At 49.3% G+C, this 12,583-nt stretch carries 9 protein-coding genes and 1 tRNA gene; 3 read left to right on the top strand and 7 right to left on the bottom strand.

What is annotated here, in order from left to right; all coding sequences use genetic code 11:
* Positions 1–34 precede the first annotated feature (34 nt).
* Positions 35–2,821: a phosphoenolpyruvate carboxylase gene (gene ppc / locus Q8M75_RS04860; protein ID WP_305486846.1), complete on the bottom strand. Its 2,787-nt coding sequence runs from the start codon at positions 2,819–2,821 to the stop codon at positions 35–37.
* 260 nt (positions 2,822–3,081) lie between these two features.
* Positions 3,082–3,158: transfer RNA gene (locus tag Q8M75_RS04855), tRNA-Ile, on the bottom strand.
* A gap of 109 nt (positions 3,159–3,267) precedes the next feature.
* Here Q8M75_RS04855 and Q8M75_RS04850 point away from each other — a divergent pair.
* Entirely contained in the window at positions 3,268–3,501 is a 234-nt protein-coding gene (locus Q8M75_RS04850) for an AbrB/MazE/SpoVT family DNA-binding domain-containing protein (protein WP_371131747.1), read from the top strand.
* Entirely contained in the window at positions 3,491–3,895 is a 405-nt protein-coding gene (locus tag Q8M75_RS04845) for a PIN domain-containing protein (RefSeq protein ID WP_305486844.1), read from the top strand. The genes Q8M75_RS04850 and Q8M75_RS04845 overlap by 11 nt, the downstream gene beginning before the upstream one ends.
* A gap of 25 nt (positions 3,896–3,920) precedes the next feature.
* Here Q8M75_RS04845 and rpoD read toward each other — a convergent pair whose 3' ends face one another.
* From rpoD to rpsU, 4 genes are all read right to left on the bottom strand, one after another.
* Positions 3,921–6,563 carry an RNA polymerase sigma factor RpoD gene (gene rpoD / locus Q8M75_RS04840; protein ID WP_305486841.1) on the bottom strand — a complete coding sequence of 881 codons (2,643 nt, stop codon included), beginning with the start codon at positions 6,561–6,563 and terminating at the stop codon, positions 3,921–3,923.
* A gap of 240 nt (positions 6,564–6,803) precedes the next feature.
* The gene (gene dnaG / locus Q8M75_RS04835) at positions 6,804–8,732 is read right to left on the bottom strand and encodes a DNA primase (protein ID WP_305488177.1); all 1,929 of its coding nucleotides are present in this window, start codon (positions 8,730–8,732) and stop codon (positions 6,804–6,806) included.
* A 25-nt stretch (positions 8,733–8,757) separates the two neighbouring features.
* On the bottom strand, positions 8,758–9,204 hold the full coding sequence (locus Q8M75_RS04830) for a GatB/YqeY domain-containing protein (protein ID WP_108469605.1): 447 nt from the start codon (positions 9,202–9,204) through the stop codon (positions 8,758–8,760).
* A 136-nt stretch (positions 9,205–9,340) separates the two neighbouring features.
* Positions 9,341–9,553: a 30S ribosomal protein S21 gene (gene rpsU, locus Q8M75_RS04825; protein ID WP_011903537.1), complete on the bottom strand. Its 213-nt coding sequence runs from the start codon at positions 9,551–9,553 to the stop codon at positions 9,341–9,343.
* Between the two features lie 73 nt (positions 9,554–9,626).
* On the opposite strand from rpsU, the gene tsaD reads away from it, so the two are divergent.
* Positions 9,627–10,679: a tRNA (adenosine(37)-N6)-threonylcarbamoyltransferase complex transferase subunit TsaD gene (gene tsaD, locus Q8M75_RS04820; RefSeq protein ID WP_305486754.1), complete on the top strand. Its 1,053-nt coding sequence runs from the start codon at positions 9,627–9,629 to the stop codon at positions 10,677–10,679.
* On the opposite strand, the gene dxs is transcribed toward tsaD, so the two are convergent.
* The gene (gene dxs / locus Q8M75_RS04815; RefSeq protein ID WP_305486752.1) at positions 10,676–12,556 is read right to left on the bottom strand and encodes a 1-deoxy-D-xylulose-5-phosphate synthase; all 1,881 of its coding nucleotides are present in this window, start codon (positions 12,554–12,556) and stop codon (positions 10,676–10,678) included. The genes tsaD and dxs overlap by 4 nt on opposite strands.
* Positions 12,557–12,583 lie beyond the last annotated feature (27 nt).

The raw sequence follows: 12,583 nt of genomic DNA, 5'->3' as shown, positions 1-12,583 counted from the left end.
TTGTCTGACAAGATTTCCATGGGCTCAGCACAATCTATCCAGTATTTCTAAGCCCAGCCGCAATTCCATTAATAGCAATATGAATGCCCCTCTGCACCCTATCATCATGCTTGCCTGCTCGATAGCGTCTTGCTAGCTCGATCTGTAAATGATGCAGTGGGTCAATATAAGGAAAGCGGGTCCGTATCGATCTTGCTAGGGATGGATTATTGGCGAGACGTACTTTTTCTCCAGTAACTAAGTTCAGGGCATCTACTGTTTTATTCCATTCAGCTTCGATAGCGGTAAATATTTTCTTGCGTAGCTTCACATCAGGGACTAGTTCGCTATAACGAGAGGCCAATGCTAAATCACTCTTGGCTAGAGCCATATCCATATTCGATAACAAGGTCCTAAAAAATGGCCAATCCTTATACATCTTTTGCAAAAGAGCGATTGCCGCTTTCTTATCTGCAGCCTTAGGGTGATTTAAGAACTCGTCAACCGCAGAACCAAAGCCAAACCAACCCGGAAGGGTCAAGCGGCATTGACCCCAGCTAAATCCCCATGGAATCGCCCTTAAATCTTCGATTTTCTGACTAGCCTTACGACTTGCTGGCCTAGAACCAATATTGAGCTTTGCAATCTCTCGAATAGGTGTTGCATCAAAGAAATACTCCGCAAATCCTGGCGTCTCATATACAAGAGCTCGGTAAGCATTCATGCTGTCTTGCGAGATTTTCGCTGCGGCTTCTAAGAACGCCTTACTGGCTGGCTTAGTTGGCTTTAGTAAAGTGGCCTCTAGCGTGGCGGCTACTAAGGTTTCTAAATTGCGTCTACCAATCTCGGGATTAGCGTACTTTGACCCAATCACCTCACCCTGCTCGGTTAACCGAATTTGTCCACGGACGGTACCAGGAGGCTGGGCCAAGATGGCCTCGTAACTTGGGCCACCACCACGACCAACGGTGCCACCCCTGCCATGGAATAAGCGGAGCTTCACACCATGCTTTTCCTCCAGCGGCTGGAATACCTTAACTAAGGCAAGCTCCGCACAATACAACTCCCAATTGCTGGTGACAATCCCGCCATCTTTATTCGAGTCAGAATAGCCCAACATAATATCTTGCTCAGTACCAGAGCGCTTTACTAAATCCAAGATACCCGGCAAGGTATAGAAATCGTGCATGATTGGGGCGGCATTACGTAAATCTTCAATGGTTTCGAATAATGGGACAACAATCAGGTCAGCCGAGGACTTCTTACCTAAGGTTTCATGCATTAAGCCCACTTCTTTTTGTAGCAATAAAACTTCTAATAGATCACTGACAGTCTCAGTGTGGCTGATGATGTAGTGGCGAATCGTGTCATTACCAAAGCGCTGGCGGGTTTTCTTGGCCATTTCAAAAATAGCGATTTCAGAAAGTGCGAACTCAGAGTACTGATGGCCAACCACACGCAGTGGTCTTGGGTCCTTTAGGAGGGATATCAAAAGCTCGCGCCGTTGCGCTTCAGAAAGACTCGAATAATCCGCTTGAATGGATGCCACCTTAAGGAGTTCAGCTAAAACAGCTTCATGCATATCTGAGCTTTGACGCAAATCCACTGTGGCTAGATGAAAACCAAAGACCTCAACCGCTCTAATTAAGCCATGTAAGCGGCGATTGGCCAGCGCTTTTGCACCTTGCAACACAAGTGAAGCCTCAATTGTCTTAAGATCAGATAAAAAATCATGTGAACTACTGTAGGGGTTTTGCGGCGCCAGAGCATGACGAGCAGCATCTGACCCAGTTAGCATCTTTAGGGAAGCTGCCAGCCGAGAATACATACCAGTGAGCGCCCTGCGATAGGGTTCATCCTGACGATGCTCATTAGTATCTGGGGAACTGGCCGCAAGCTCTTGCATCCTTTTCGGGAATTTTAGGAGCAGTGCGGATACAGATAACTCTCTGCCCAAGTGATGCACTTCAGTTAAATAGTGGCGTAATACCATTTCAGCTTGCCTAGACACTGCGTACTCCAGTGTCTTAGCGCTGACATTAGGGTTGCCATCCCGATCACCGCCAATCCACTGACCCATCTTGAGAAAGCTCGCCACGGGATTTCCGGCAAGGGAATCCTCTATTTCAGCGTAGATCTTGGGAATTTCTCTTAAAAAAGTAGTTTCATAGTACGTTAGCGCATTCTCAATCTCGTCAGCAACTGTTAGCTTAGTAAATCGCAATAAACGGGTATGCCAAAGCTGCAATACACGAGCCCGAATTTGCTCCTCATTGGCTTTCAGATCTTTATTAAGCAGGGCGTCCTTTTCTGGATTATTTGCTTTTGATGATTCTTTAATCTGATCTCGTACAGCCAATAGATTGGCGATATCCCGCTCAGCCTCCAAAATGCTGGTTCTTTGCACTTCAGTAGGATGGGCTGTAAGCACTGGGGAAATCAAACTTTCTTCCAGCGTCTTGGAGATCAGCTTATTTGTTACGCCGGCAGCATGCAGTTTTTTCATAGCTATAGAAATGCTGCCATCTTGATAGCTGCCATTACGCTCATACGCTATACGAAGACGAATGTCATGCCTATCTTCAGCTAAATTGGCTAAATGACTAAAGTAAGTAAAAGCACGAAGAACTTTCACCGCATTGTCGCTAGTAAGCCCTTTTAGAAGTTTGCTCAGCTCGTGATTGGCTTTCTGATTGGCATCGCGATGAAAGGCTACGGATAGCTTTCGGATTTGCTCCACTAAAGCATAGACAGTATCGCCCTCCTGCTCGCGAATGATGTCGCCTAGAATTTTCCCTAACAGGCGGATGTCATCAATTAATGGTAGTTCGGTATTTTTCAAAGAAGACTCCAACAATGGGCAAAAGGGGTCAGAATTAATCCATTATGCCGTTCTAGCTATAGGCATGGAATGAACTTTCGGCATTGGCAGGCGACAAGTTGGCATGTTCAGAGCAAAAAGAATTGGCACAATGAACAAACAGTAGATTGCTCTAAGCTAGAGCCATATATGTATTGGGATCTAGCGGTGATTTTGCTACACACCCACTACACATCCATGAAAAATGACCTAGCGCTCTCACGCTAAGTCATTGATATTGCTGGTGGGCCCACCAGGACTTGAACCTGGGACCAAAGGATTATGAGTCCTCTGCTCTAACCAACTGAGCTATGGGCCCTAATCTGTCATTGTAATTGAAGGGTTGGCAATCCCTGCTCACAGGGCGCTTGCGGTGGCTTCCATTCAATAAGATATACATTATTATATGTATATCTTATGGGAGAAAAATGATGATCGTATCCAAGTGGGGCAACAGCTTAGCTATACGACTGCCCTCTCAGGTTGTGGAACATCTCAAGCTGAAAGAAGGGGATGACATTGAAATCCATGTCGCCGATAAAAAACATTTTCAAGTAAAGAAGAAACCATCCCTGCAAGAGAGGATTGAAGGTTTGAGAAAATTCCGTGGACGCATGCCCGCCGATTTTCACTTTGATCGATCTGAATTGAATGAACGCTAAAAAGATATTTTTTGATACCAACACCCTTCTTTATCTTCTCTCCTCGGATGAGAATAAGTCAGATTGGGTTAGCCGCAATCTTCAGCAATCGAATGTAATCAGCATTCAGGTGCTTAATGAGTTCACGTCAGCAAGTCTGAGAAAAATTAAGCTAACACACGCCGAGCTTGAGTCGTTTTTAGATTTATTTACTTCGACTTTTAATGTACGGTCACTTGACCTAGAGACATTCGAGATTGGCTTAATGGTATCCCGTAGATACGGATACCAGCACTACGATTCGATGATTATTGCTGCAGCACTACAGGCAGGATGTGAACGGCTGTATTCAGAAGACATGCAACACCGACAAACCATCGAAAAACGACTGCAGATCGTGAATCCTTTTATTTAAGGACTCACGATAGCAGTTCGGTTACTTAATCTTCCTCGAGGAAGGTCTTAAGCTTGTCGCTGCGGCTAGGATGACGCATCTTTCTCAAGGCCTTGGCTTCAATCTGACGAATACGCTCACGCGTAACGTCAAACTGCTTACCCACTTCTTCGAGGGTATGGTCTGTGCTCATTTCTACACCAAAGCGCATACGTAATACTTTGGCTTCCCGCGGTGTTAATGAATCGAGAACATCCTTAACGACATCGCGCATAGACTCATGCAAGGCTGCTTCGGCCGGAGCCAAGGTGTTGCCATCTTCAATGAAGTCGCCTAAATGGGAGTCCTCATCATCACCAATCGGTGTTTCCATCGAGATAGGCTCTTTGGCGATCTTCATGATCTTACGGATTTTGTCTTCCGGAATTTCCATCTTCAAGGCCAAGGTTGCTGCATCGGGCTCGTGCCCGGTCTCTTGCAGAATCTGACGGCTAATCCGGTTCATCTTGTTGATGGTTTCAATCATGTGGACCGGAATACGAATCGTGCGGGCCTGATCTGCAATTGAGCGAGTAATGGCCTGACGAATCCACCAAGTTGCATAAGTAGAGAACTTATAGCCACGGCGATACTCAAACTTATCCACTGCCTTCATGAGGCCAATATTGCCCTCTTGAATCAAATCGAGGAACTGCAAGCCGCGATTGGTGTATTTCTTGGCAATCGAAATTACTAGACGCAAGTTAGCCACGGTCATTTCCCGTTTGGCTTCACGTGCGCGCTTCTCGCCCGCAATCATTTGCTTATTTACTTCTTTTAACTCAGGCAAAGGCAACACAACCCTCGTCTGAATATCAATCAGCTTTTGCTGCAGTTCTTGAATGGCAGGAACATTGCGCTCCAGGAGTGCGCTGTAGGGCTTATTGTCTTTCAGTAAATTGGCAGTCCATTTCAAATTCATGGACATCTTAGGGAAGTCTTTTAATACTTCACCGCGGGGTACGCCAATTTTGTCGACCAACAAACTCACAATGCCACGCTCGAGCTTCCATACTTGATCTACTTGGGAGCGCATGGTGTCGCAGAGCTTTTCAACGCTCTTTGCTGTCAAACGGAAACCCAGTAATTCATTGCGAATGGCTTCTTGTGCCTTGATGTATCCAGGGCAGTTGTACCCATCACGATCATAGGCACGGCGCATCTTGTCTGCTTGAGTGCGAATAATGGCAAACTTTTCTAAGGAAATCTGCTTGAGTTCTTCGAGTTGCTTAGCGCTCGCTGTGCTTGCACCTCCACCGCCACCGCCAGAATCCTCTTCACCGCCATCGTCGTCGCCCTCTACTGCCTCGAGATCTTCCTCTGGCTCATCCGGTCCGAGCTGAATGTCTTCCGCATTGGGGTCAACTAATCCATCGACAAACTGATCAATCTCCAGTTCGCCTGAAACAATTTTGTCCGCGTTAGCAATAATTTCAGCGATTGTCACTGGGCATGCCGAAAGTGCCATCACCATGTCTTTGAGGCCTGCCTCAATTTTCTTGGCAATGACAATCTCGCCTTCACGGGTAAGCAGATCTACCGTTCCCATCTCGCGCATGTACATGCGCACAGGATCAGTGGTTCGGCCAAACTCGGAATCAACGGTCGATAGCGCAGCCTCGGCCTCTTCTTCCGCCTCTTCATCGGATGCGCCAGAAATGCCGTTCTCATTGAGGAGCAGGGTTTCTGCATCAGGAGCTTGCTCGTATACGGTAATACCAATGTCATTGAGCAAACCGATTAATGTTTCGAGCGCATCCGCATCCGACAATTCATCGGACATCACGTCATTCATTTCACCGTGGGTTAGGTAGCCCTTGGACTTACCCATCTTAATCAGGGTTTTCAGGCGTGCGCGACGCAACTCTTGCTGCTCTTCGGAGCCTAACTGCTGTGCTGCGAATTCTTTTAAAAGGGCTTTCTCTTTAGCCTTACGGTCACGGGCTTTTTGCCGATCGGTGCGATTGTCTTCGCCCGATTCAGTAGCAGGAACTTCCGCTTTGGCTTTACGTCCTTTGGTTTTTTTACCCTCTTCTACCGCTTCTGCGTCATCTTGTAATACCTCGGCCGCTGCAGCCGCCTTGGACTTGCTCTTGCCTTTTGATGTAACCACTTCAGGCTCGACTGCTTTGCCTTTTTTCGCTGGAACATCTTTGCTGCCCTTGACAGCAACAGCGGCTTTTTTCGTTTCCTTGCTTGGCTTGGCTGCTGACTTCACTTCGGGCTTTGCTTTTGCAGCTGCCTTCACTGGCACCTTCGCCGCTGGCTTCGCACTTGCCTTTGCTACTGGTTTTGCTTTTGCGGCTGCTTTGGCCGGCACTTTTGTTGCTGGCTTCGCATTTGCCTTTGCGGCTGGTTTTGTTGTCTTTGCACTTGGCTTAGCCGATTTAGCAATCGGCTTTTTTGCTGCCTTCACAGGTGCCGCTGCTTTTTTAGGAGCTGCTTTAGGTACTGGCTTTGACTTAACTGCTACTGCCTTTTTGGCAGGCGCTTTGGCTTTGCTTGTCGGGGCAGCTTTCTTTACTGGCGCTTTCGCAGTTACTTTGCTTTTTGCTGGGGCGGCCGTTTTCTTGGCAAGCGGTTTGGACTTGCTTGCTGCTGAAGTATTTTTCACGGGTTTTGCGCTTTTCTTGATCTTGCTGCTTGGCATAGGTTTACGCTCACTTACTTAATTAATTGTTGGTTTCAATGGGTCAGACCAATTGCCTGGGCCACTAAGGTCAATAAATGTAAATTAATGACGCAAGTGACTGAATTAAATCGTATTTTTTCTCTTAACAGAGGATTATAGTCGATTCGGTATTTTCTGACGCTGGAGTAAGCTATAAATCGGGCTTAAACAGGTAATTTTTAAGGGCTTAAGGGGTCTAAGGGGCTTAATGGGCTTTTATTAGGAAAACTTCAGCCGCTCGCCCAATTCGCGATACCGCGCCCGATCCGCATCGGAGGCTTCACCACTGGAAATACGCTGGGTAATGGCGGTCATTTCATTTTTCAGCTGCAACAAATTAAGCTTTTTCAGGGCGCCGTCTAGGTCGGCAGCAGCGCCGGCTGCATCCAAATCGGATTCCATCACGCGTTTGCGCAGCACCTCATACATTGATGCCAGCTCACTTCGGGAGAGTTGCTCCTGAAACAATGCAAAGGCGCCCGCCCCGATGGTCGGCCCTGCAGTAGAAGCATTTGGTAATAGATCCAATTGATCGCATTGCTTGATCAAATCGGTCATCAGCATCAAGGCATTAGGTGAGCGCTGCTCCGCTGCCGCCAAGACTAATTGACGTTGATCACTATTGAGGCCCTTACCCAAATGCGGAAACTGAATCAGTACGCGCAAAATTTGTTCCGCTAAATCCATCGGCGCGTTGGGTGGTGGAATCACCGGTGCGGCTGGCTTTTTGCTATACCCTTTACCGGGTTGCCAGGTGCTGGATTGGGCTCTTACTCCAGTAGCGGTTGGTGCCGCCGATGCTCCCTGTGCTGCATTACTGCTGCGGACTGCTGGCGCAACTGTCAGGCCGCAAAATGCTTCTAACTCAGCCGCAGTGGACGATGTACGAATGGCCACCTCGCGTAGCATTTGGGAGCGCAAAGCAATCGGCGCCATCGATAAAAACAGCGGCTTTGCAGCATGGTGGGTTTGTGCACGCCCTTCCGGCGTTGTTAAGTCATGGCCTTCGCTCACGATCTTAAAAAAGAATCCTGAAAATGACGTCGCTTCTTTAATGGCTTTTTCAAACGCAGGTGCGCCGTATGCCCGAACGTAACTATCGGGATCGTGTTCAGTTGGTAAAAATAAGAATCGGATCTCTTTATCGTCTGACATTAAAGGCAAACAGGCCTCCAGCGCGCGCTGCGCTGCACGTTGGCCGGCAGCGTCACCATCAAACGCAAACACAATCCGATCGGTTTGACGTAATAACATGCGCACGTGATTGGCAGTGCATGCAGTGCCTAAGGTCGCTACCGCATTCGGGAAGCCCAATTGCGCCAAGGCCACTACATCCATATAGCCTTCGCAAACCAAGACATACTCTTGCGCCCGAATCGCTTGGCGCCCCTCAAACAAACCATACAGCGTGTTGCCTTTCGAGAAGAGCGGGGTTTCAGGTGAGTTCAAATACTTTGGCTCGCCTTGATCCAAGATGCGCCCACCAAAACCAATCACCTGCCCTTTGTGATTTCGAATCGGGAACATCACGCGATCACGAAAGCGGTCATAACGCCGTGCTGTTTGGTTGGACTCACTGGTTTCACTTTGTATTAACAAACCACCCTCAAGTAAAGGCTTAGCAGTAGCGTCATCGGTATAACTGCCAAAGACCGCTTCCAAGCCTTGCCAGCCATCGGGTGCATACCCGAGTGAATAGCGCTTCGCCACTTCACCGGTCAGGCCGCGGCTTTTTAAATATTCAATCGCGCGCGGTGCCGCCTTTAACTGGGTTTTATACCAATCGGCTGCCAAGCCCATCACTTCACTTAGGGCTAGTGCCTGCTGCTGCCGCGCTACATCATTAGCGGTGCGTTCCTCACGCGGCACGGTGAGTCCGGCAGAGCGTGCGAGCTCTTCAATTGTTTCAACATAACCGAGCCCTGAGTACTCCATTAAAAAGCCGATAGCAGAGCCATGGGCACCACAACCAAAGCAGTGATAGAACTGCTTAGTTGCCGATACCGAAAACGAGGGGGACTTTTCTTGATGGAATGGGCACAGACCTTGGTAGTTGGCGCCTGCTTTTTTTAACTTAACGTGCTGGCCAACAACATCGACGATATCAACTCGATTTAATAAATCCGCAATAAACGATTGAGGGATCATGCCCATGATGCGCTTTGCTTTAAGCTTACTGAGCGAGCGCCGCTTTCACGAGGCCAGATACCGCGCCCATATCAGCTTTGCCTGCAAGTTGCGGCTTAAGCGCGCCAATCACCTTACCCATGTCCTGCGGTCCACTGGCGCCAAGTTGTTTGATGGTTGCAGTCACAATGGCAGCCACTTCGGCATCGGATAACTGTGCTGGCAAGTACGCTTGCATGATGGCCATCTCAGCGGCTTCGATCGCCACTAAATCAGCGCGGCCTGCTTTTTCAAACTGACTGATGGAATCTTTGCGCTGCTTGATTAATTTTTCGACAATCGCAATCACGCCAGCATCATCCACTACCACGCGCTCATCAACCTCACGCTGTTTGATCGCTGCCAGCAAAAGGCGAATCGCACCTAAACGCTCGGCCTCTTTAGCGCGCATAGCATTTTTCATATCCTCGGTGATTTGGTCTTTTAGGCTCATTGCATTTCCTTGCGATTATTGAATGTCTTGGTGTCTATTAGTACCACAACAAAAAAACAAAAACCCGCTGCGTTTTACCGTCAGCGGGCTTGTTGGCAACTCGATGAATGGAGTGCCTGTATTCGGACTGCCCTTATTAGTAGAGCTTTTTAGGCAACATCTGGCTGCGAATACGCTTGTAATGGCGTTTTGCGGCAGCAGCTTTTTTGCGCTTGCGCTCTGCAGTTGGCTTTTCGTAAAACTCGCGGGCACGCAAGTCAGTCAAAAGACCGTTTTTTTCAATGGTGCGCTTGAAACGGCGTAATGCCACTTCAAAAGGCTCGTTTTCGCGGAGGCGGACTGTAGTCATGCTGGTTTAACTCGTATATGCTCGAATAATCGAAATTAACTGAATCACGGATTCTAGCACGGCTTAATTAAAAATGATCGTTTTGGGCATAGAAACTTCCTGTGACGAGACCGGAATCGCGGTTTATGACACTAAAAACTGGGAAGCTGGCCAAGCGGCTGGCCTGGGCATATTAGGCCAAGCCCTCCACTCTCAGGTTGCCATGCACCGTGAATACGGGGGCGTTGTCCCTGAATTAGCCTCTAGAGACCATATTCGCCGGGTTTTACCCCTGCTTGAGCAGGCTTTAGACGAGGCTAGCCTGCCCCTCGATTCGATTGATGCGGTTGCCTATACCCAAGGTCCTGGGCTTGCTGGGGCCCTTTTGGTCGGCACTGCCTTTGGCCGGTCTCTGGCTCTGGCTCTAAACAAACCCTCCATTGGGGTGCACCACCTCGAGGGCCACCTGCTTTCCCCCCTTTTAGGTGAATCCGCCCCCCGTTTTCCATTTATTGCTCTCTTGGTATCGGGTGGCCATACCCAACTGATGGCGGTGCAGGGGGTGGGTCAATATGAACTCCTCGGGGAAACCGTCGATGATGCTGCCGGCGAGGCATTCGATAAAACGGCTAAGTTGTTAGGCTTGGACTACCCCGGCGGCGCTGCGGTATCGCTATTGGCGGAGAGTGGCAAACCAGGGCGCTTTGATTTGCCCCGGCCCATGCTGCATTCAGGCGATTTGGATTTTTCGTTCTCGGGCCTCAAGACAGCCGTCCTAAATCAAGTCAATCGCTTTAGCCCTGAGAGCACAGACGATAAAGCGCAGTTTGACGCCGATCTCGCCCATGCCTTTGTTGAGTCACTCGTGGATGTATTGGTGCAGAAGTCAGCCAAAGCCATCAAGCAAACAGGCTTCCGTGACTTAGTCTTAGCGGGTGGAGTGGGCGCTAACAAACAACTGCGAGCAGCGCTCAATGCACGCGCCCTACGCGATCAATTTCAGGTGCACTACCCACCGCTGCAACTCTGCACCGATAACGGCGTCATGATTGCCTTTGCGGGGGCTTTGCGTTTACTCGCAGGACATCAAGACAGCGACACTACCGCTTTTGACGTTAAGCCACGCTGGGACTTAACTGCCGCCTAACTCTGCAAAGCGGCGGGAAAGCGAGTGGCAATTGACGTCTTAATGCCATCCGCATCCAGACCGCAGCGCGACATCAGTAAGTTGTAATCACCATGCTCAATGAATTCATCCTTCAGGCCCAATTGCAATACTGGCTTATTGATATTCAATTGGATCAGCGCCTCTAAGCAAGCGCTGCCAGCGCCCCCCATGATTGCACCGTCCTCAATCGTCACGAGGTAGTCGTGGCTCGTCGCAACTGCTTTTAGTAAATCGACGTCCAAGGGTTTTACAAAACGCATATTCACTACGGTTGCATTAAGTAGCTCACCCACATCGAGTGCAGGGTACAGCAAGGTGCCAAACGCGAAAATGGCTAGCCGTTTGCCAGCCACTGCAGTCGACTCGCGGCGTATCTCGCCTTTACCCAAAGGCAAACTACGCAATTCAGCTGAAGGCTTAACGCCAGCCCCGGATCCCCGCGGGTAACGCACAGCACTCGGGTGCGGCTGACGATAAGCCGTAGTGAGTAAATCGCGGCACTCCGACTCGTCGGCCGGAGTCATCACCAGCATATTGGGTATGCAACGCAAGAAGGGAATGTCATACGCGCCAGCATGAGTTGCGCCATCGGCGCCCACTAGGCCAGCGCGATCGAGCGCAAACACGACTGGCAAATCCTGAATCGCCACATCGTGAATCAGCTGGTCGTAGGCACGTTGCAAAAAGGTGGAATAAATCGCCACCACCGGCTTCATACCTTCACAGGCCATGCCCGCAGCAAAGGTAACGGCGTGCTGTTCTGCAATGCCAACGTCGTAGTAACGATCGGGGTAGCGCTTTTCAAACTCAACCAAGCCCGATCCCTCACGCATCGCAGGTGTAATGCCGACCAGTAAGGGATCAGCATGCGCCATATCGCAGAGCCACTCACCAAATACCTGCGTAAAGGTTTGCTTGGTGTTACTTGCCTTTTGAATGCCCTCAGAGGGATTAAATTTACCGGGGCCGTGATACAGAACTGGATCGGCTTCTGCCAACATATACCCTTGGCCTTTGCGCGTGACGACATGTAAAAACTGTGGGCCGCCGCCCTCTAACGCTAGTCGTCGAACGTTTTGCAGCATGGGCAACAAGGCATCTAAATCGTGACCATCGATCGGGCCAAAATAGTTAAAACCAAATTCTTGAAAAATCGTCGATGGTGAGACCATGCCTTTTGCATGATCTTCTAAGCGCTTCGCAAACTCACGCAAGGGCGGCGCAATCGATAAAACACTATCAATGCCTTTCTTCGTTGCAGAATAAATATTGCCACTGAGTAGGCGTGCAAGGTAGCGATTGAGCGCTCCTACTGCTGGCGAAATCGACATGTCGTTGTCGTTCAGAATCACGATCAAAGGCAAATCATCATAGACGCCAGCATTGTTCATGGCTTCAAACGGCATACCAGCACTCATGGCACCATCACCAATCACGGCGACCGCAACCCGTTTCTCCCCTTTGGTTTGCGCCGCCCTGGCCATGCCCATCGCCGCAGAAATACTCGTCGAGGAATGCCCAGTACCAAAGATATCGTATTCACTTTCTGCGCGGCGCGGAAATCCAGAGAGGCCATTAAATTGCCGTAAGGTACTCATGCGCTCTCGGCGACCCGTCAAGATTTTATGGGGGTAACTTTGATGTCCGACATCCCACACAATGCGATCACGCGGGGTATCAAATACGTAATGGAGTGCAATCGATAACTCGACCGTACCTAAGTTGGACGATAAGTGTCCGCCGGTTTTGGATACCGAATCAATGACAAATTGACGCAGCTCATCGGCTAGCGCCGGCAATGCCTCGCGTTCCAATTTACGCAAATCAGCAGGATCATTAATCGTATTCAACATCATCGTAGTTAGAACGTGGTTAAAAAAATA

The organism is Polynucleobacter sp., assembly GCF_030693775.1.
Lineage (GTDB): Bacteria > Pseudomonadota > Gammaproteobacteria > Burkholderiales > Burkholderiaceae > Polynucleobacter.
This window is presented reverse-complemented; position numbering and strand designations above follow the sequence as displayed.